21 protein-coding genes, 1 pseudogene and 1 other annotated feature are annotated in these 19,784 nt (G+C 40.4%); of the genes and pseudogenes, 6 read left to right on the top strand and 16 right to left on the bottom strand.

What is annotated here, in order from left to right; genetic code table 11:
- Positions 1 to 335: 335 nt before the first annotated feature.
- Positions 336 to 602: a transporter suffix domain-containing protein gene (locus ASU00_RS09005; protein ID WP_330219529.1), complete on the bottom strand. Its 267-nt coding sequence runs from the start codon at positions 600 to 602 to the stop codon at positions 336 to 338.
- A 192-nt stretch (positions 603 to 794) separates the two neighbouring features.
- On the opposite strand from ASU00_RS09005, the gene ASU00_RS09000 reads away from it, so the two are divergent.
- The 3 genes from ASU00_RS09000 (at position 795) to ASU00_RS08990 (ending at position 3,411) form a co-directional block, all read left to right on the top strand.
- A complete protein-coding gene (locus ASU00_RS09000) occupies positions 795 to 1,478 on the top strand; it encodes a copper homeostasis protein CutC (RefSeq protein WP_057913126.1) in 684 nt (227 codons plus the stop codon).
- Between the two features lie 112 nt (positions 1,479 to 1,590).
- Positions 1,591 to 2,091 carry an RrF2 family transcriptional regulator gene (locus ASU00_RS08995; protein ID WP_057913125.1) on the top strand — a complete coding sequence of 167 codons (501 nt, stop codon included), beginning with the start codon at positions 1,591 to 1,593 and terminating at the stop codon, positions 2,089 to 2,091.
- Positions 2,092 to 2,199: 108 nt separating this feature from the next.
- Positions 2,200 to 3,411, top strand: a complete 1,212-nt coding sequence (locus ASU00_RS08990; RefSeq protein ID WP_057913124.1) for an NAD(P)/FAD-dependent oxidoreductase — start codon at positions 2,200 to 2,202, stop codon at positions 3,409 to 3,411.
- A gap of 79 nt (positions 3,412 to 3,490) precedes the next feature.
- Here ASU00_RS08990 and ASU00_RS08985 read toward each other — a convergent pair whose 3' ends face one another.
- The 8 genes and pseudogenes from ASU00_RS08985 to ASU00_RS08950 all read right to left on the bottom strand — a co-directional run bounded on the left by ASU00_RS08985 (position 3,491) and on the right by ASU00_RS08950 (position 8,953).
- Entirely contained in the window at positions 3,491 to 4,228 is a 738-nt protein-coding gene (locus ASU00_RS08985; RefSeq protein WP_057913123.1) for a MerR family transcriptional regulator, read from the bottom strand.
- A 162-nt stretch (positions 4,229 to 4,390) separates the two neighbouring features.
- Positions 4,391 to 5,215, bottom strand: coding sequence for a pentapeptide repeat-containing protein (locus ASU00_RS08980; protein WP_057913122.1), 825 nt, complete (start codon positions 5,213 to 5,215; stop codon positions 4,391 to 4,393).
- Positions 5,216 to 5,466: 251 nt separating this feature from the next.
- Positions 5,467 to 5,700, bottom strand: a complete 234-nt coding sequence (locus tag ASU00_RS08975) for a DUF2798 domain-containing protein (RefSeq protein WP_057913121.1) — start codon at positions 5,698 to 5,700, stop codon at positions 5,467 to 5,469.
- A gap of 90 nt (positions 5,701 to 5,790) precedes the next feature.
- Complete coding sequence (locus tag ASU00_RS08970; protein WP_057913120.1) at positions 5,791 to 6,189, bottom strand: DoxX family protein; 399 nt, start codon at positions 6,187 to 6,189, stop codon at positions 5,791 to 5,793.
- A gap of 69 nt (positions 6,190 to 6,258) precedes the next feature.
- Entirely contained in the window at positions 6,259 to 6,687 is a 429-nt protein-coding gene (locus ASU00_RS08965) for a MarR family winged helix-turn-helix transcriptional regulator (protein ID WP_057913119.1), read from the bottom strand.
- A 397-nt stretch (positions 6,688 to 7,084) separates the two neighbouring features.
- Complete coding sequence (locus ASU00_RS08960; protein ID WP_057913118.1) at positions 7,085 to 7,543, bottom strand: VOC family protein; 459 nt, start codon at positions 7,541 to 7,543, stop codon at positions 7,085 to 7,087.
- Positions 7,543 to 8,378, bottom strand: a pseudogene (locus tag ASU00_RS08955) (AAC(3) family N-acetyltransferase). Before ASU00_RS08955 ends, ASU00_RS08960 begins: the two are co-directional and overlap by 1 nt.
- A 218-nt stretch (positions 8,379 to 8,596) precedes the next feature.
- Entirely contained in the window at positions 8,597 to 8,953 is a 357-nt protein-coding gene (locus tag ASU00_RS08950; protein ID WP_057913117.1) for a GNAT family N-acetyltransferase, read from the bottom strand.
- A gap of 241 nt (positions 8,954 to 9,194) precedes the next feature.
- Between ASU00_RS08950 and ASU00_RS08945 the strand changes: the two genes are divergently transcribed.
- Positions 9,195 to 10,583: an L-cystine transporter gene (locus ASU00_RS08945; RefSeq protein WP_057913116.1), complete on the top strand. Its 1,389-nt coding sequence runs from the start codon at positions 9,195 to 9,197 to the stop codon at positions 10,581 to 10,583.
- A gap of 52 nt (positions 10,584 to 10,635) precedes the next feature.
- Here the strand turns inward: ASU00_RS08945 and ASU00_RS08940 are convergent, their stop codons facing one another.
- The 5 genes from ASU00_RS08940 to ASU00_RS08920 form a co-directional block, all read right to left on the bottom strand.
- A complete protein-coding gene (locus tag ASU00_RS08940) occupies positions 10,636 to 11,397 on the bottom strand; it encodes an HAAS domain-containing protein (RefSeq protein WP_057913115.1) in 762 nt (253 codons plus the stop codon).
- A complete protein-coding gene (locus ASU00_RS08935; protein WP_057913114.1) occupies positions 11,390 to 11,728 on the bottom strand; it encodes a PadR family transcriptional regulator in 339 nt (112 codons plus the stop codon). The genes ASU00_RS08940 and ASU00_RS08935 overlap by 8 nt, the downstream gene beginning before the upstream one ends.
- Before the next feature lie 704 nt (positions 11,729 to 12,432).
- Positions 12,433 to 13,635 carry a hypothetical protein gene (locus tag ASU00_RS08930; protein ID WP_057913113.1) on the bottom strand — a complete coding sequence of 401 codons (1,203 nt, stop codon included), beginning with the start codon at positions 13,633 to 13,635 and terminating at the stop codon, positions 12,433 to 12,435.
- Positions 13,636 to 13,758: 123 nt separating this feature from the next.
- Positions 13,759 to 14,415 (bottom strand): phosphatase PAP2 family protein, encoded by a 657-nt coding sequence (locus ASU00_RS08925; RefSeq protein WP_057913112.1) that lies wholly within the window; start codon positions 14,413 to 14,415, stop codon positions 13,759 to 13,761.
- A 188-nt stretch (positions 14,416 to 14,603) separates the two neighbouring features.
- Positions 14,604 to 15,953 (bottom strand): amino acid permease, encoded by a 1,350-nt coding sequence (locus ASU00_RS08920; protein WP_057913111.1) that lies wholly within the window; start codon positions 15,951 to 15,953, stop codon positions 14,604 to 14,606.
- A 59-nt stretch (positions 15,954 to 16,012) separates the two neighbouring features.
- Positions 16,013 to 16,250: a binding site (T-box leader), on the bottom strand.
- 660 nt (positions 16,251 to 16,910) lie between these two features.
- Here ASU00_RS08920 and ASU00_RS08915 point away from each other — a divergent pair.
- Positions 16,911 to 17,321: an HTH domain-containing protein gene (locus tag ASU00_RS08915; protein WP_057913110.1), complete on the top strand. Its 411-nt coding sequence runs from the start codon at positions 16,911 to 16,913 to the stop codon at positions 17,319 to 17,321.
- 75 nt (positions 17,322 to 17,396) lie between these two features.
- Here ASU00_RS08915 and ASU00_RS08910 read toward each other — a convergent pair whose 3' ends face one another.
- Both ASU00_RS08910 and ASU00_RS08905 read right to left on the bottom strand, forming a co-directional pair.
- Positions 17,397 to 18,101: a cytochrome c biogenesis CcdA family protein gene (locus ASU00_RS08910; RefSeq protein ID WP_057913109.1), complete on the bottom strand. Its 705-nt coding sequence runs from the start codon at positions 18,099 to 18,101 to the stop codon at positions 17,397 to 17,399.
- A 43-nt stretch (positions 18,102 to 18,144) separates the two neighbouring features.
- The gene (locus tag ASU00_RS08905; protein WP_057913108.1) at positions 18,145 to 18,381 is read right to left on the bottom strand and encodes a hypothetical protein; all 237 of its coding nucleotides are present in this window, start codon (positions 18,379 to 18,381) and stop codon (positions 18,145 to 18,147) included.
- A 203-nt stretch (positions 18,382 to 18,584) separates the two neighbouring features.
- Here ASU00_RS08905 and ASU00_RS08900 point away from each other — a divergent pair, with 203 nt between their 5' ends.
- Positions 18,585 to 19,745: an MFS transporter gene (locus tag ASU00_RS08900; protein ID WP_057913107.1), complete on the top strand. Its 1,161-nt coding sequence runs from the start codon at positions 18,585 to 18,587 to the stop codon at positions 19,743 to 19,745.
- The last annotated feature ends 39 nt before the right edge of the window (positions 19,746 to 19,784 follow it).

Genomic DNA, 19,784 nt, shown 5'->3' with positions numbered 1-19,784 from the left:
AATTTATACACTATTCATATTACAGTTTTGTAATTTTCTTACAAGTGATAAATTCCCTAATTAAGGAAAAAGGCAAAGGGTGATTTCCCCTTTGCCCTGCAGCCACCGTTATGATCCGGTATGTATCGGTTTTTCCTCGATTTCACATGAAAGACAAAGTATATATCCCCAGTGCAACAATCCGAACAAATAAGGAAATATCTCTGTCTCTTTGGGATAAAACAAGCCCTTGGACTACCATTTCAAGTCGTAACGGTCAGGCCAATGTATCTAAACGCAATAAGCGTTCCGCACCTGAATTTTTCCCTGATCAGCGGTCGATCACTTCCCTCATGTCACCCTTTTTCTTTTCGCCAGTTTTTCGGGTTTAGATAGCTTTTGTATTTAGCAGCGACTTCTTTGCCGACCAAAAGCGCCCCCACCCAAAACATGACCTCCGCGAATACGATAGCGCCCGTTATTACCCCCGCCTTGCCCGCAGCCGAAAAGGGCATAAACGGAGCGATTACCGGAATGATCCAGGTGAGAAGGGAAATGATCAAGAAAGCCATTCCTATTTTGTAAAACCTAGATTTCGTTACTTCCTTAGCTTCTTTATCCAATTAAATAACCTCCGTCATGATGATAGTCCTCTTTACCTTTCTTATGTTCTAGTTTTTATACGTTTGAATGTTCATTTCGTTTCATAATTAATAAAGAAATAGTCCGCTTGCCGATTTCCGATCAGGTTGACTTTACTGGTGCTATTGGATTTAATAATCTTATAACTCTTGCATCCAGGAAAGGACAATCCAATGTACATTGAATTCATTGCCACAACGATAGAAGATGCGATTGTAATCGAACAATCGGGCGCAGACAGAATCGAGCTTGTCAGTTCTTTGGCCGAGGGGGGATTAACTCCGAGCCACGCCCTGATAGAAGCTGTCGTCCATTCAGTAAAGATACCAGTCAACGTGATGGTAAGGCCGCATAGCCAATCGTTTTGTTATTCAGAAAGAGACCTCGACATCATGAAAAACGATATCCGGATCATACGGACGCTTGGAGCGAACGGGGTCGTACTAGGTGCTCTAAATGACAAAAATGAAATCAATCGATCTTATTTAAAAGAACTCTTGGCGGAATGCTCCGGCTTGGAGATTACGTTCCACCGAGCCATCGACGATACGCCCGACCCAATCCAATCAGCTGAAATGCTGTCACCTTATCCAGAAATTACAACGATTTTGACTTCAGGAGGACATGGGGATCTACCAAGCCGCATGAAAACGATTCAACAAATGAAAGCAGCGTGCGGCCACATCGCGATACTGGTTGGAAGCGGCTTAAATAAGGATAACATCCTTTCTATCGATTCCGAACTGAAAACCGGTCACTATCATTTCGGCACGGCCGTGCGGAAAAATAACAGTCTCATTGAGGGTGTTCAAGTAGAGAAAGCGAAAGAAATCGTAAACTTGCTCAAAAATGGATGACATTCAGCTAGAAGAGATCATTTCTATGATCTCTTTTTTCATTTGACAGAAATCACATAATAAGGTACCTTTAATTATAGATAAAGCGTATCTGTAATAGGAGGTAATTTTCTTGCAATTCAGTATAGGAGTGGAATATGCGCTTCATTGTTTGACTTACTTTGTTGATTCTCCTTCCGGGACAACTATTGGAGTTAAGGAATTGGCAACATTTCAAGGCGTTTCCGAAACATACCTTTCCAAGATATTCACAAAATTAAAAAAGGCAGGTATCGTACGTTCCATGCCTGGTGTTAAAGGCGGCTATGAATTAGCTAAACAACCGAGCAAAATTAATTTTTGGGATGTTATCGCAGCAATCGAAGGAACTCAGCCTTTTTTTCAATGTGCAGAAATAAGGCAAAAATGCATCTTGCTTGAAGGAAAAGAAAACGATCCTAAGAGCTGTGCACCTTGTACAATCAATGTAGTCATGCTCGAAGCTGAGGAATTGATGCGTGAACATCTTAAGAGTAAAACCATTGCCTGGTTGAATGAAACGATACTATCCAAACAGAAGGACCAACATGAAGAAGGAGTCAACTGGTTTCGGGAAGCATTAAATCGTCGATAATTGTAGCAACGGAACCTTCGTTCCAATGCTACACTCCTGACATTTTTTTACTCCTAATTGCAGATAACAGTTGTCTATTATATATATAATTATAAGGAGGAATTTATGATGAAAAGAATCGTGATTATTGGTGGAGGCTTTGCAGGTGTGTGGAGTGCAATAAGTGCAGCACGACAATTGCACGAACTACAAAGAGAACAAGTGGAAGTGGTTTTAATAAACAGAGATCCTTATTTTGGCGTCCGTCCACGCTTTTACGAACAAAATCCACAAAATTTAAGAATCTCGTTAAGCGAAGTTTTGGATCCGGTTGGCGTTCGCTTCATTGAAGGGGAAGTAGGAACAATTGATACAGAAGGAAAAAAAGTGATGGTCCATCAAAAAGAGCAGCAAATGGAGCTTGCGTATGACCGCTTAGTCTTCGCTGCTGGCAGTCAATTGGTGCTTCCTAACCTCACTGGATTACAAGAATATGGTTTTTCTACGGATACATATCAGGAGGCCATCAAACTTGATAATCATATCAATGGGTTGGTTGACCTGGATAATGTTGAAGGGAAGTATACCGCGGTAGTTGTAGGTGCCGGGTTTACTGGAATTGAGATTGCCTCGGAAATGACCAGCCGCCTCAGAGAAGTGGCTAAAAAAGAAAATAAAGAAGCGGAAGTAAGAGTTATACTCGTGCAAAGAACAGCTACCGTAGCTCCTGACATGGGAGAACAATCACTCCCAATCGTCGAAAAAGCTCTTCGTGAGATGAATATTGAAACCTATGTAAATGAAACAGTGAGTTCGATAGATTCAGAAGGAGTGACCTTACAATCTGGAAGCCGTATCTCTGCATTAACAACCATTTGGTCTGCAGGTGTGAAGGCAAGCCCATTGACGGCACAATTCCCTGTAGAGAAGGATGAATTGGGACGTATACCAGTCGATGAAAATTTGAAAGTAAAAGGATTATCGTCCGTCTTCACTGCTGGAGATACAGCTCTTGCCATGACAGATGAAAATCATGTAGCATTGATGACCTGCCAACATGCCATGCCTCAAGGAAAAGTCGCTGGCCATAACGTTGTGTGCGACTTACTTGGAATTGAGGGTATTCCTTACAAGCAAGAACAATATGTCACTTGCCTTGATTTAGGTCCATGGGGCGCTTTATTTACGAATGGCTGGGACCGAATTCCCCAATATCAAGGTGCCGAAGCGAAAAAAATTAAAATGAATATTAATCAAGCGGTCATTTATCCACCTTTAACAGGTAAACGTGAAGACCTATTCGAAGCGTCGACACAAATCATTCCAGATACAAGAATATAAAGGATTAATGAAGGCTTTAAAAAAAGTGGCGGAAGTTTGTAGACTTCCGCCACTTTTTCGCCTTCTGGTCAAGGAATCCCTACTTTTGGTTATCATCAGCAAAATGCTTCATCGCCTCACACATGAATGCAGCTAAGCCATCACCATATTGATCGATATTCTTGGTGAAGCGTTGATCATCCACGTACATCTGCCCTAATCCTTTGAAAGCATCCAGTGAGTAGGTTCCGAAGTTATTGTTCAAACAATCATACCATTCTTTAATGGCTGTCTGTGCCTCCTCCGATCGAGGAGAAGCCGTTCGAATCGATGCAAGTTTTGTATAAATTTCCGAAACTGCTTTTTGTGCGTCTTTCGATAAGCCCGCCACTTTGGCATTCGACTCATCGACAGCTTTATCTCCCCAAAGCTTGCGAGCTTCTTCTTCATATGGATTCTGACTGAAGTCAAATCCCTCGAATTTTTCCTTATTCGTCATTTGAATTTCCCCTTTCATATGCTTAATCGATTTTTCGACCGTCTTAATTAATTTATCGAGCTGACTTCGTTTCTCCAGTAACATTTTTTTATGTTGCTTTAACGCCTCTTGTTTATCAAACGAAGAGCTGCTTATCATTTGTTTTATTTCCTTTAAAGGCATGCCAAGTTCCCTGAAAAACAGGATTTGCTGCAACATCTCAAGATTATCATTCGAGTAGAGGCGATAACCTGCATCGGTTATTTCCTCTGGCGATAATAACCCGATCTCGTCATAATAATGCAGGGTCCGCACACTAATGCCCACTAAATCGGCTAGCTCTTTCACTCTCATCGCCACTGCCTCCTACCTCCTTTCGCTATCCATTACTTTAAAATATTACGCAGCGTCAGAGTCAAATGGAAAAATGAAAATTCTCCGCCCAATTTGAAAAGACGATCCTTCCTAATGAAGAATCGCCCGTTTACTCGCTAGTTATTCAATTATTTGGTTCAAGTTTTATTACTGCCTCCAATGATCGGGTATGCTTAGTGGTGGCGGTAATTTGGTTTTCATATCTCCTTTGGCCGAGTTGACTTGTGCTTGTGTGATAAAGAAACTTCCAGTAAGATCGGCACCGCTTAAATCAGCGTCCCTGAAATCTGCTCCGATAAGATCGGTCATTCTCATGTCCGCTTCACTGAGGTCGGATGCGATCAACAAAGCTCCTCTAAGGTTAGCTCCCCTAAGGTCAGCACCACGCAATTTTGCACCGATAAGGTCACTACCCCTACCGATCTTGTTTTGTTTTTTTGGGTTTTTCTTGAATGAAACCTTTGCACGTACCAGTTCACTTGTGCGCAGAAGTAAATCGTTAACGATCGCTCGATGAGCTGTTACATTAAGGTCCAGGATAGACTTTGGGCTTTGCTTGGTGAGATTTTCCGTATCTTCAAAAGCAGCCTGCAAGTCTCGATGAAGAGGTTTCGCATCAGCTAAATTCAGTGCTTCATGTAAGTAGCAAAGCATTTCATGCAGTTGTTGCATGATAGGAAATACATCGAACATTTCCTTTGCTGACGCTGGATTGTTCCTCCAATCGTTTCCATCATAAGTGAGTTGAGATACCTTTTGCCCGGCACCGAAGCATTCATATACCGTGCAGCCTCGAAATCCTTTCTCTCTGAGATTTTTATGGATGCCGCAACGATAATCTGATTGCAGGTTTGAACATGGAGTACCTCCTTCTTTATCGAATGCAAAATCAGCAGACTTTGCATAAGGTAAAGCTACACAGCACAAACCGAAACAATTCTCACAGTCTGCACGTAAATGTTGATTAATCACTACTTACACTTCCTTTTATAAAACCAATCGTTTCATTCTAGTAGGTTTTTTGCTATCTACTATTCTATCAAAAATTCCAATTAATCTATATATTAACAAAAAAATTCATAATCCACTTGTACGGCGAGTGTAGTTTTGCAGATCGTCGCTTCGACAAATTACATACTAGCGCGCTAGGTCAATATTAAAGCAAAAAAAAAACGCCCCCCTTAACGGGAAGCGCTGTTCGTTTTTTTGAGTGGATGTGCAGTTCATTGGGTTTGCTTCTTCTTAGGAAAGATTCCACGCATAATCTTTACTGTTAACGGCGCGGCAATCAATGAGGCTGGGGTAGATACAATTACCGCAATTAACGAATTGGTCAGATAAGCTTTAAGAAATATATCTGTGAAGCCAAGATTGTAGGCTGTCAGTACAAACGCTAACGGGATTGTAACAATAATGGATGTCACGAAAGAAAACAAGATTGTTTCCAACCATTTCATAGATGTTCATCTCCTTCCTTCATTTTAATCACTTTGTTCTTTCAGTCTTCGTTTTGAAATATCTTTTCTCGTTAAGAAGCGACATTTTAATTATTGTAGAAGCGCATCAATTGAATATTGTCCGGCACCAATCAATGCAACTCCGACGAACACAGCGATGAGAATAAGATTGAATTCATAACCATTAGAAGTACTCCAAAAACCATTTTGACCGTGTACTTTAACGATAGCCATTACCATAGTTAGGGAAAGCAAGATTGCCGCTATCGGAGTAAACAAACCTACTGCAAAAGCGATTCCGCCTAATAACTCTACCAATCCAGCCATCCCAGCCGCGAATACCCCCGGTTTAATACCGATTGACTCCATCCAACCGCCTGTTCCTTTAAGGCCATAACCGCCGAACCAACCGAATAATTTTTGAGCTCCATGCCCAACGAAAGTCAAACCAATCACCAATCGAATTATCAATAATCCTGTATCTAACATGTTATTACCTCCAGTAAATTTAGTAACATTTCATATTTTGTTGCTATAGCAACTATTTTGCAAAAAATACTAACTACGTAAATTTTCACGCATTTTATTTAATAATACTTTTAAGTTTTCCAATTCTTCATCTGTAATGCCCTTCGTTACCACATGGTTGAATTCCTCTGCAATCGGTATGACAATATTACTTAATTCTTTTCCTTTATCGGTAAGAAAAACCTTCAATGAACGACGGTCATTCACATCAGGAGATCGTTTGATAAAACCCTTCTGTTCAAGGTTGTAAACCATCCGGGCTATATTGGTTTTATCCTTGTTTAGTTTCTCAGCCAATTCAATTTGTGTTAGTCCATCATTTTTCAAGAGTAGCATAATAATTAAATTTTGCTCAGGTGCAATATTGAAAGCGGCAAGTTTATTCTTTACATATTGGGTAAAAGCTAAATCGGTCTTATGAATGGAAATACTTATATAATCATCAAAAGAAAAGGACATTTTTCTCACCTCCACTGGTCGTTAACGCAATAGTTGCTACAGCAACATTATATGCATGTTTGTAAAAAGTCAACTATAGTTGCTATAGCAACATTATATGTATTCTTTTGTAATTAGTCAACCATTTTTTTATTTGTTCATAAGAAAATAACGACAGCAATTCAAAAGAAACGTCCCCGCGCTTTTAACGGTAAAAAATGCGGGGACTTCGTCTTCGCTACGCTTCATTTCCATGCCGGCTTGTTGTTCGGTCAAACCGCAATTTTACAAACGTCCTCTTCCATCGAAATGTTTTGATGTTGAGCCCTAAAGGCGAAATATTAGCATGTTCCAAGCCGAATTTGCGGGTCTAAACAGCTACAGTTTACAGGAACGTGAACCCTTTCGTCTACAAAGTTCACCTAGTCAACAGCTTCTCCCATTCTTCCAGTGAAAGCTTGTCGGTCATCTGCTTATACGCTTCAGGCACTTCGATTGAACACATCAATTCCAAGCTATTGCCATCCGGATCTTGAAAGTAGACGGAGGCATTTCCTTGCTGCGGACGAACAAAAGGTTCGATGGATGTCCTTTTTCCAAAAGGGACCACTTCAATTTGCAAGGATTGGAGCCAAGCTAATGCATGTTTCATATTTTCATAAGTTACCCGAAACGCGATATGGCGTAGTGAAGGATGGTAGGGAATTTGATATTCCGTCCCTTCCCATAAGCCGACCCAGCTTTTGTTTTCCTCGATCCAAAAGAAGGCTGTATCTTCATCGCTCCAAGCTAGTTTCAAGCCTATTTTCTTATAAAAATCCTTTGAGATGGCCAAGTTCTTGACCGGTAAATGGGCTTCATATAAACCTTCTATCATTATAAACCATCCTTTCTCCCTTTTGCGTTCTGATTGGAATCAAACTGATTTAACCATTTCTCAGCAAAATCCACCGCCTCTTTAATAGAAAAAAGTCGGCAAGAAGCTGAACCTACATGTCCCTCTTTCAATACATGCTCTGTTTTGTAAGATTCGCCAATCTCCGCAAAAAGCTCTTCCCTGAATTCAAGCTCTTGATATTCCTTCCAAACCCGTTCCCCTTCTACTAGCAGGGGAGCGCCCAGACGTATCACTTTTTTATAATTTATCTTATATTCAGCAAGGTGGAAGCACGTAGTACTGTCGAATGTAGCGCCTAATTGCAGGACATACGATTCACGGTTATACAGGTTACCTAAAGGAGATTGTTCACCAAGCCCAAACGCCAAAGAATGTGGCTCAAGGATCTTATTTTTATCCTTTCCCCACGCTGTAAAGGAATAGTTGGGGTGATTACTTCTTACAACTCCTGGGAAAGACCTGAACAATTCTGCTATTTGCCCCAGTGCACTAGTAACAGGTGTATATCGAGGGTCATATGCCGGCATGCTTTCTTTAATAACCTTCCACCAGGATTCTGGTACAGGGGGATTTCCCATCTTGCAGGGTCGGATAGTTCAACGGATTGAGAAGGCATAACGATGGTTCCTTCTTCCGTAACAACTTCCATTAAGGCTTGAATTACCGCAGTCGCTCCCCCATTCACCCATCCTATTCTGGATAAGGAGGAATGGACGAGTATTGTCATTCCTCGCTCGACTCCCATTTTTCGTAAATCCGCTACGATCGACTGCTTCGTTCTCGGGTATTTTGTACCTTCTATCACTTGTTTCATTATTTCGTCTCCTAAAATTTCTTTGTCTCCATATAGCTACTTTGTGTAACAGGCGCTGCCAGGGTGTGCTGTCCACTAAAGGTTCTTTCTATAATGGTAGAGTGGTAGCTTTTCACTGGGATCCTCACTAACCGATATTCGTTCAAAGCCATTCTTCACCAATACCTTTTGGGAGGCAATATTGACGGTTGTCGTTTTTGCATGTATTTGAGTTACATTCATTTCCCCGGTGCCAGCTTAATCAAAAGCTGTAAAGCCTTGTTTGCTATCCCCTTTTTCGTAAAAGCTTCACCGATTCGATACCCGACATGAGCCGTACTTTTAATTGAGTCGATATCCACCAGATTAATCCTGCCGACGATTCTTCCTGAGTCTTCCTTAATTAAATAAAAAGAGGACATAGCATCATCTTGTTCTTTTAATAATTCCCTATGCCTGATTTCAAACGATCCAAAGTTATAATAATCATCACCCCGGCTCTGGATCGTTTGCTCGAAAAACCGTCTATTCTTACATTCAAATGCAAATAACTCTTTTGCATCCTGTTCATTAATCCTGTCAATGTATATACCCATCATTTCTTCATCCTTTCAATAAAACGCCTTATATATTATTCGAGAAAACCAATGGCTTTTCCTTCCTGATAATAGCTTGTCCAGCGTCCCTTTATTGTTCTTTCTAATCCGGTTCCTGAATAGTTATGTGAAAAGTCAAAAATAAATTATTTTCTGCTGGTAAAAAAGCAATCGATGATGTATCATAATCTTCAAGTATTCATTATTCGTATTAGGTTAATCGGAATTAGGGGGAATAAAGATGATAGGTTACGTGTTTTTAAATCTTGCCATTATGCTCATTCTTTTAGGCGTTTTATTTTACATGAATAAGAAACACATCTCGTTTACAAAAAGGGTTTTTACCGGGCTTGGATTAGGGATTGTGTTCGGACTTCTTTTACAGTATTTCTATGAGCCACAGTCAGACGCGATCATAAAATCAGTCGATTGGTTTAACATCGTAGGCTCCGGCTATGTAAAGTTCCTGCAAATGATCGTTATGCCGCTTGTTTTCATCTCGATCTTGTCCGCATTTACAAGATTGAAGCTAACGAGCAATATCGGTAAAATCAGTGTTTTAATTATTGGAATTCTGCTTGGAACGACTGCGATTGCCGCAGCCATCGGCATCACTTCTGCAACTGTCTTCAACCTGGAAGCGGTACAGATCGAGCAAGGCGAAGCAGAGTTAAGCCGCGGAGATCAAATATCGGAAACATATGGTACGATCCAGGACAAAACGATGCCGCAGCAAATCCTTGAATTAATTCCGGCAAATCCGTTCCTTGATTTAACCGGAGCGCGTCCGACATCAACCATTTCCGTCGTGATTTTTGCTGCATTTCTTGGTATGGCCTATTTAGGGGTTAAGAGAAAGCAGCCGGAGCATGCAGAATTTTTCGCAAAAATAGTAGATACATTTCATAGCATCACCATGCGCGTCGTAACGCTGATCCTGCGTTTAACACCATACGGCATCTTGGCGATCATGACGAAGACGGTAGCGACGAGTGATTTGGACGCAATCCTGAAATTAGGGAAATTCGTCGGAGCCTCTTATGTGGCCCTGATTGTCATGTTCCTCATCCATTTGCTATTGCTGGCGCTTGCTGGTTTAAATCCAATCGTTTATTTGAAAAAAGCTTTCCCGGTATTATCATTTGCCTTCACGTCAAGAACGAGTGCAGGTGCTCTGCCATTGAACATCCAAACACAGAAGCAACTTGGAGTATCAGAGGGAATTGCCAACTTTGCCGGATCATTCGGCTTGTCGATCGGACAAAATGGCTGTGCCGGCATTTATCCGGCCATGTTAGCGGTCATGATTGCACCAACTGTGGGCATCAACCCGCTGACCCCATCCTTCATTGCCATGTTGATCGCCATTGTAGCGATTAGCTCATTCGGGGTCGCAGGCGTAGGCGGTGGAGCAACATTCGCTGCCATTCTAGTATTATCGGCGATGAACCTGCCAATCGCCTTGGCAGGACTGTTAATTTCCGTCGAGCCATTGATCGACATGGGAAGAACGGCCGTGAATGTCAGCGGCAGCATGACTTCAGGTATCCTGACAAGTAAAATAACCGGAGACCTGGATAAGCAGCAATTCAGCGAAGAATCATCTTTGCAAGTTGAAGCTGAAATGTAAAGCGAAAAGGCACCAAACCTTCCCTAGAGGAGGTTGGTGCCTTTTTTATTTATTACACGTTTTTTATTTTCTTGAGCGTAATTCCGCAATAAAGCATTATGCCGAGCATCGTTATCACAGTGCTCAGAACCTGCTTTACATTTTCCTGAAAATCGGTACTGTCCAATATAAGGGCGGGACCAAAAAGGAGGATGGGGATGATGATTAAAACCCAAGTTTTACTCCATATGGATAAACTGATGAATATCGAAATAGCCACTATCACAGCGATAACGTTACCAGTATTGTCAAATTTCATAAAAGATGTGCTATACATTCCACTAATAATGATTACACCTGCAAACAACGCTATCGAGATCAATCCTAAGGCGGATAGGAGTACACTTTGCTTTACCATCGATAATTTATGACTTGCCATATACCTAAAAGATATCATATAAACTACTATTGAAAGAAGGCCGGCCAAAGGATAACCAATCAGCTCCAAAACTGAAAATTCAATCCCTCCATTTAGAGCTTTATCAATGATCAAATAAGAAGACGCACCGAATAAAATAATTAATATATATTTAAGTGATCCCGTATAATCAAAAGACATTTCATCAGAAAGAAGTTTCATGTATTCTTTAGGACTCCTGCCTATGATATGTTCTACACTTTTATCATTTCTCTCCGCTTCAAAAAGATGGGCGGCTAACTCTTCCATGATATCCTCCACTTCTTCGGTTTTCTTTCCACTCGAAAAAAGATACAATCTTAGGTTTTCTAAAAAAAGCTGACTTTCCTTCGATAACGTTTTGTTAGCATCAAGCACCGTCACATTCCCCCTTGTTTTTCACTATTTTATTTACATTTGAACTAAGCTTGTTCCAGCGGTCAATGAAGACTTCTAGCTCGCTTTCACCTTTTTCAGATAAGTAGTAATATTTCCGACTAGGACCCGCTGTTGACTTCTTCAAAGTCGTACTGACTAATTTTTCTTTCTGCATGCGTATCAGTAATGGATAAATGGTTCCTTCACTTAACGAATCAAACCCATATTCCCCAAGCTTCTCGGCTAGCTCGTATCCGTAAACTGCCCCTTCCTTAATGATCGCTAACAAACAACCCTCCAAAATCCCTTTAAGCATTTGAGTTGATGACATGGAAATCGATTCACTTCTTCCTTTATCTTGTATAACAAGGTATAGATATGAAAAATATATACCCTGATATACAAGATATACTTAATTTCACAATATTTACTATCTATTATGTACGAATTTTAGAGACCTTTCCACTGAACTTACTGTTTTATCTACGAATTTGGAGAGTTATCTACGAAATGGACTGCTTTATCTGCGAGTTCAGAGATTTATCTACGAAATGGACTGTTTTATCTTCGAATTTGGGGATTTATCTACGATTTGGACTGGTTTATCTATGAATTTTGGGATTTATCTACGATTTGGACTGGTTTATCTACGAATTTTGGGATTTATCAACGGAATGGACTGTTTTATCTACGAAATTCGAGATTTATCTGCGAAATGGACTGTTTTATCTTCGAATTTTGGGATTTATCTACGGAATGGACTGTTTTATCTTCGAAATTCGAGATTTATCTACGAAGTTGACTGTTTCATCTTCGAATTTTGGGATTTATCTACGAATTGTACTGTTTTATCTTCGAAATTCGAGATTTATCTACGAAGTGGACTGGTTTATCTACGAAATTCGAGATTTATCTGCGAAATGGACTGGTTTATCTACGAATTTTGGGATTTATCTACGGAATGTACTGTTTTATCTACGAATTGGAGAGTTATCTACGAAACAAACTGTTTTATCATCGAAGATAAAATTCCATTTAAACAAGTACATGCAATGTATTTTCTTGTTTCTTATATCTTCCTTTTATTTCTCCAACACCATCAATGATAATCGAATCAATGTTTTCGATTGGTTTCTTGTCTACTATCAGATGTAATTTATTTATATTATGAATACCATCATCAACATGGGCAATAACTGGTTGTTGAATAAGAAAATCTTCATTGTTCATTCTTACTTTTATAAAGCTTTTATGTAAATGCCTACCTTCCAAAGGAGTGATATTCATCGGGTCAAAGGATACAGCCGTTATTTCCCCTTCAATATATAGATGGATTCCTGTTTGTTTATTAAACTCTTCAAATGCTTTCCCCCTTTTTTCTATAGCAAAATTAACGACTTCCACTGTTTCAGGACTTATTTTCACATCAGTTATTGTATTTTTCATATAGTCACCGGCGTGCTGTATTAATAGCTCATATAATGTTTCTTCTCTATCAAAAAAACTTTCCATCCATCCTGGTGAAAGCTCGTTCAGTAACAAACAAATAAACAAACCGGAACTATAACAACTCCTTCTAATACTGGATGTAGATTCATATTTGTTTATTAGCTGTTGTGCATACTTTTTTAGTACGAAATCGTAATCTTTCAATGTTTTTTCCGCGTACGCTCTTAATTCAACATACCACGCGGGACCCTCAATCGTTTCGATCAATTTCTCATAGGGTAGGTACTTTTCAAACATGGCAGTTCTTTTTTCCCTTAAGGCAATGAAAGTATGAAGATGATGTTTCTTCTTTATTGTGTTATGCTCCAACAACGCACGATAAAGATTTGTTCGTTCCTGATTTCGTAATTCCACATTTTCTTGTGACAGCGGATATGTGATTCCCATCATTTCATCAGGAAACCGTTTTTCATCTTTTATATACTGATAGCCGTGAAATAATTCGTGAATTAATACGGAATATAAATCCTCATAATCTTTATAAGAATCCAAATTAACAATTGCAGTGGGATATTCTTCATACAGAATCATTGTATCCCCAGTAAACTGTACATCCCAGTTTAAGATATGATAGGTGTATTGTGGATTGTTACTGAATTTAGGATGATTGAATAGATAAACATTTCTCTTATCATATAAGGCGTATGCAACAAGTTCAAAACCTGACCAATAATTCTCCAGCTTCGCCTGAACCAAGTCTTCCGCAATTCGATTAAGATATTGAGGCACGCTCTTCCCTCCTCCACTGTTTCCATACATTTTAACACAAATTCCCAAATATATTTTACACAAAAAGCCACTGTAGCACATCAGCTCACGGGAGCGAATATTTTACAGTGGCTTTTTTCTTCATCATTTTTTCATTTGCCTCGCTGGATAATGATTGGCCTGATGAGCAGATAGCGCTTGAAACATATATTGTATGGCGGCATACACGCCACATGCAAGGAGTATTCCTGAGAGTACATCCAATACGGCATGCTGTTTCGTGAATAGGGTAGAAAAGATAATCAGTGTGCCCATTGCCGTTACACCAACATACTCCCATTTATGCTGCTCTTTCCGTTTATGGACAATGATCATCATGATGAATGTTGTCAGTACATGGATACTCGGAAGGCAGTTGACGGGTTGATCATGACTATAAACGACTCTCATTAAATGGGCGAAGATATCATTCCCCACCACTTCTGGACGGGGGACTGTCGACTGCCAAAGGCAATATACAAGAAAACAGATCAACTTCCCCGATACTAAACTGCCCAATGCCACAAAATAGTTTTTCCGGTCAACGAAACAATAGTAAATCAGCAATCCATAAATATACGGATACCACAGTAAATAAGGAACGACGAATTCTTTAATAAAGGGAATCTCTCCATCTATTATAGTCGTAACATCGACAGCGTGACCTGAAGATTGATTGATGATTGAATAAATGGAACTAGTAACCACCAGCAGCAATAAATACCATAGCGGGTGTAAAGGTAGGATAGATTTGTTTTTCATAGTTTGCTCCGACTTTCAATATAATGGTTATTTTCCAAAGCTAATTATACTACATTTTTCATTGAATGAACTCTTTATTTGCTTATCTAATGATTCCCAGGAACTATTATAATATATCATCCTGCGTTAGATTTCTTATTCACCCGGATGACAAGAAAAAGCCATGGTCGACTGCCACGGCTTAACTGCTAAATTTGATGAAGTCGTTTTTTCCATATATACGTTAAGGTTATAAAAATGTAGATGCACAGTGTAATCGTCGTCACGATCACCGATGTCGTGAAAATGATGCCAATCAGAATCATCAATAAAGCGATGATTGCAGCCCAAGTCGTATAAGGGAACCATTTGACCACATAGGCACTTGGTTTTCCGGAATGCTGCTTACGTGATTTCAAATGGGCAAAGGCAATGATCAACCAGATGAATAAGACAGTGTATCCTAGCGATCCCATCAAGAATTCGAACGTCTTGCTGCCAGCAAATAAAGAAATAAGAACACCAAGATATAAAGCGGAGGTACACATTAATATGGCATAAACAGGAACCTTCTTCTTGGATAAATGCGAGAAGATTTTCGGAATGCGACCATCCACCGCTTGTGTATATAGGACGCGGGATGAACCATATAACCCTGAGTTCATCGACGAAATGATCGCCAGTAAAACGACGGCGTTCATAATATGGTCAGCACCTGGAATTCCGATCATTTGAAAGACCATCACAAACGGACTTTCCGGCACACCGTTCACCTCGTTCCAAGGAATCAAGCTGACGATGATGAAAAAAGGGATGATATAGAAGGAAATGATTCGTATCAATGTACTGCGAACGGCTTTTGGAACCACCTTTTCAGGATTTTTCGTTTCAGCCAATGTGACCCCGATGATTTCCGTACCACCATATGAATAGATGACCACAAGCATCGCGGTGATTAATCCTTTCGATCCATTCGGAAAGAAACCGCCGTTGTCAGTCAAGTTGGAAAAACCGACTGCAGCATGATCACCAAACGTTACAAGCAATAACAATAAACCGGCCAGGATGAAGACAATGATGACGGTAATTTTAATTAGTGCAAGCCAATACTCGGTTTCCGCGAAAACCTTCACCGACAGCAAGTTAACCGCTGTGACTAACACGGATACAGCTAACGCCAATATCCAGATTGGATATCCTGGCAGCCAATATTGAAGGAAAATCGCCGCAACCACAGATTCCGCCGCAATGTTCAACACCCACATTTTCCAATAAATCCAGTCGAGGAAGTAAGCTGGATACTTTCCTAAAATAGACTGAACCAGATCCCGGAATGTTCGTGCCCCGCTATTGGCGACCGCCATTTCAGCTAAACCTTGCATGATGAATAAAAGGATGATCCCTCCTATCAAGTACGCCAGAATGACGGAAGGGCCCGCCATATCAATGGCTGAACTGCTTCCCTTAAATAAACCGGCCCCGATGGCACCGCCTAATGCCATCATCGTAATATGCCGTGAAGTCATTGTCCTCTGTAAATTCCGATTGTCCGTTTCCATATCCTTACCTCCCAAAAAATAAAAAAAGCATATCGTCTCTTCCTTCATAATCAAATGAAGAAAGAGACGATATGCCTTATGCTTACCGCGGTACCACTCTTTTTGGCTCTTTTATCAGAACCCTGCTTTAAAACCTTGTAACGAAGGTCAACCGTTAAAACAAAAGAATGGAATCATTCCCATCTTCCGTTTTACCACTCCCAGGCAAGTTCAAAGTATCATTGGACTGCGTTGCACCACCCCGCAGCTCTCTATACCGAATAATGAGCTTTTACTACTCCTGATCATTGCGTTTCCGAAAATAATAACTGAATATTTTTATAATAACCATTACTATACGGACTCAAAGAACCTTTGTCAATAACTTTTTTAGGATAATATTTTAAGAGAAACAAATAAAAAGAAATTGTGCAGGATTGCCATATGGCACCAGTAAAAAATTATTCGAAATAAAATTTATCGCCTGATTACAAGAAAACACTTAAATTGCCATGCAAAGTACAGCAGAACAAATCGCACAGAAGACACCGCAATCGTAAACGCCGAGGGAAACGAGTGCCTGCAGTGCAATGGAACGTTCATTGTCCAAATCCTACAAAAAAAATTGGGGACAATCGGAATTCTATCTTCGTTCTCACGCTAAGTGGAATGCAACATGCATTGTACAAATCGTCAAAACTATAGGCAATGGAGTTTCTATCTTTTTTCTTACGAAGAGTGGAATGAAACGGAAGGCGGCGAGACTGCCGCTTAGGAAATGCGCGTCTACGTGAGACCCCGCAGGCTGAAAGCCGAAGAGGCTCACGGACCGCCCGCGGAAAGCGAGTGCCTGCAGTGCAATGGAACGTTCTAAGTCCATATCCATCGAATTTGTCGTTTTCACGCTCAGTGGATCGAAACGGACAAATTTAAAACATAAAAATGTATAATATAGTTAAAAATGAAAGAGGGTTATCAATGATGATTAATCATGAGCCTAAAGAATTATTAAAGAATCTACTAAATGATTATAAAATGCCTGCAGCATCATTAAGTAAAATTACCGGTATATCTGAACAAATTATTTTAGATTTTGCAAACGGCGAAAATGTTCAATCTTTGATCTCTCAAACAGAAATGATGGACCTCATAGACTTAGTCGGCCTTTTAGTCATCGGGATGAATTCAACCGATTCAAATGAGAGGGTATTCGCCATAACTCAGGCACTGAACAATGAATTTGGTATACCCTTGGAGACGATTTCCTTATTCTCTAACCTTGAAAGTGAAGATATCGAGAAATTCATGGCAGAAAATGAATCTCTTTCGATCGAGAAAAGATACAACCTTGCAGTAACCGCCCTATTTTTGCATTACATAATCAAATAATACATCAAAAAAGAGGATATACCGCAAAGCGTGAGCGGCTATCCTCTTTTCGTTGTTTATGTAGCGTCCATGTTCTCAAAAACCCGTGAATCCGCCGAATACACGGTTAGTCAGGAAAGTCGTTATGTTCGTCATCCAATCAAAAAACAAGAAAATCCCCATAACGATCGTGAGATACCCGCCGATTTTAGTTAATTTATGACTATACTTCCTGATCCAGCCTGATTTGCCGATAAAAAATGACATGATGAAGAAAGGAATGGAAAATCCAAGAATATAGGCAATCATATAGAGTAATCCTTGTCCCGTATATAATCCGAGAGCCATGACAGCCCCTAAAATCGGACCAACACATGGAGTCCAGCCAGCTGCGTAGCCAATGCCGATCAAAACCGATCCGATATATCCGGATGGCCGGTTTTTAAAGGTGATTTTCCTGTCCTTCATTAAGAATTTCGGTTGGAAAAATCCGACGAGGATCAGTCCGAACAAAACGATCAATATAGCCCCTGTTTGCCTGATCAAATCAATATATTGATAAAAAAGCTCATAAAAAATTGTGGTCGAAAGCCCAAGTGCAACAAATATGATGGAAAACCCGACCAAAAAGAAAAAGGTATGAAGCAGCGCCTTTCGATTGAATGTATTGCTTCCTTCTTTTAACTCACTAACCGATAAACCTGTAATATAAGATAAAAAAGCAGGATATAACGGTAAACAACATGGAGATATAAAGGATAATATTCCTGCACTAAATGCTAAAAAGATATTTACATCCACCTATCATTCTCCCCCTCAACTTCTCTATTTTCCGAAACTCTCGTCAACCTTTAAAGAGTCCTAACCACGATCCCACAACCATCAGCAAGCCGATGACGATTACAGCAACCGGTCCCACAATAAATAAACCAAATAGCAAGGAGACCACTGCGTCCAAGAAGGTTCTTACGACTCCTGGCTTTTCCATTTTATTCGACTGAGCCGTCAATAAGTCTTCAAGATGGCCGACTTTTTGCTTCAGCTCCTGCAACTCTTGAACCACTTTTGTGTCCTGATCCACCTCTCCACCTCACCGTTAACATTTAGTGTTAATTTTATCATCTTCAACCATTTATAAAAAGGTAAAGTAACGATTTCCCAGAGCCAAATCGTATACCAGCTATTTATGACCATAAAAACTTTTTTCAAAATCTGCCATCAATGTTACAATAGCGAGGGTTGAACTCATCCAATCTATAGAACAGGCGAGGTATCATTTTTTTTATGAAAGCTTTACGATTATTAAAAAGTTTTAACTTTTTATATTTTGGACTGCTTGCCATTTTCATTCCGTTTCTTCCAGTTTATCTGGCTGATCAAGGTTTGCGGCCAGCCCAAATCGGATTCATCATTGGTACAGGAGGTTTTGTCACCCTGATTACCCAGCCATTATGGGGAATGATCAGCGACAAAACGCGGACGATCCGCAAAGTCCTGTTAATGCTCATTTTTTGCTCAAGTGTAATTGGTTATTTTCTATATGATTCAAGTAGCTATCTTCAACTGATCCTGTTTGCCATGCTGCTTTATTTCTTTTTGATGCCGATCGATCCCCTGACGGAAAGTCTCAACTTTACGATAGCGGAAAAATCCGGGATCAGTTATGGCTCGATCCGGACATATGGTGCATTGGGTTATGCGGTCATATCGCTGATCACTGGCTATGTGATGTCTTATTTCGGAGCAAACAGCCTTGCCTTTCTTTTTGCCGGAATCGGGCTGATCAGCTTCATCATTAGCTGGATGATGCCTGATGCACCGGTGTCGGGGAAACCTGTCACCTTGAAGAGCCTTAAGCACTTTTTCAGCAATAAGGAAACGCTGCTTTTTCTATTATTGGTGTTTATCTGTGCTGTTCCAGCAAGAATGAATGATACGTTCCTTGGTGTGTATATCCGCGAGCTTGGAGGAAGCGCCAAGCTTGTCGGCTTGACCTGGTTCCTGGCAGCAGGAAGTGAAATCGTCGTATTCGCCCTAAGCTTTTGGTGGCTGCGCAAAGGCAAGGAAATCATCATCATTTCGTTTGCAGCGGCGTTTTTCTTTATCCGCTATTTCGTCTCTGCATGGATTACCGATCCGCATCTGTTGGCTTATTTGCAGGTCTTGCAAATATTGACTTTCCCGATTTTCTATTCTGCGGCAATTCAATACCTGTACCGCATCGTACCAGTGGAGTGGCGCGCCACAGGCCAGACTGTACTGGCGCTATTATTCTTCGGGGTTTCGGGAATCATCGCTTCTTATGTAGGCGGATCCATCTATGAGGCCTTTGGGGGCAAGACGCTATACTTGTTCATCTCCTCGATATCCTTTATCGGCATGATTTTCGCCCTGGTGCTTTATCGCATATACGGCACAAGGCTTGATACGGCAGAGGAAGCTTGATTGAACTATATAAAAAAGAGCATGTTTTAAAAACATGCT

Origin of the sequence: Peribacillus muralis, assembly GCF_001439925.1 — a bacterium.
In the GTDB taxonomy this organism is placed as follows: Bacteria; Bacillota; Bacilli; order Bacillales; family DSM-1321; genus Peribacillus; species Peribacillus muralis.
The sequence above is the reverse complement of the archived record's forward strand: the minus strand, read 5'-3'. Positions and strand labels throughout refer to the sequence as shown.

Bases quoted from the DNA above. Each gene is read 5' to 3' on its own strand.
- ASU00_RS08945 (WP_057913116.1), top strand. From the start codon at position 9,195: ATGATAGGTTACGTGTTTTTAAATCTTGCCATTATGCTCATTCTTTTA.
- ASU00_RS08990 (WP_057913124.1), top strand. From the start codon at position 2,200: ATGAAAAGAATCGTGATTATTGGTGGAGGCTTTGCAGGTGTGTGGAGT.
- ASU00_RS08950 (WP_057913117.1), bottom strand. From the start codon at position 8,953: ATGGGTATATACATTGACAGGATTAATGAACAGGATGCAAAAGAGTTA.
- ASU00_RS08920 (WP_057913111.1), bottom strand. From the start codon at position 15,953: ATGGAAACGGACAATCGGAATTTACAGAGGACAATGACTTCACGGCAT.
- ASU00_RS08970 (WP_057913120.1), bottom strand. From the start codon at position 6,189: ATGTTAGATACAGGATTATTGATAATTCGATTGGTGATTGGTTTGACT.
- ASU00_RS08960 (WP_057913118.1), bottom strand. From the start codon at position 7,543: ATGATAGAAGGTTTATATGAAGCCCATTTACCGGTCAAGAACTTGGCC.
- ASU00_RS08935 (WP_057913114.1), bottom strand. From the start codon at position 11,728: ATGTCATCAACTCAAATGCTTAAAGGGATTTTGGAGGGTTGTTTGTTA.
- ASU00_RS09000 (WP_057913126.1), top strand. From the start codon at position 795: ATGTACATTGAATTCATTGCCACAACGATAGAAGATGCGATTGTAATC.
- ASU00_RS08915 (WP_057913110.1), top strand. From the start codon at position 16,911: ATGATGATTAATCATGAGCCTAAAGAATTATTAAAGAATCTACTAAAT.
- ASU00_RS08900 (WP_057913107.1), top strand. From the start codon at position 18,585: ATGAAAGCTTTACGATTATTAAAAAGTTTTAACTTTTTATATTTTGGA.
- ASU00_RS08975 (WP_057913121.1), bottom strand. From the start codon at position 5,700: ATGAAATGGTTGGAAACAATCTTGTTTTCTTTCGTGACATCCATTATT.
- ASU00_RS08925 (WP_057913112.1), bottom strand. From the start codon at position 14,415: ATGAAAAACAAATCTATCCTACCTTTACACCCGCTATGGTATTTATTG.
- ASU00_RS08965 (WP_057913119.1), bottom strand. From the start codon at position 6,687: ATGTCCTTTTCTTTTGATGATTATATAAGTATTTCCATTCATAAGACC.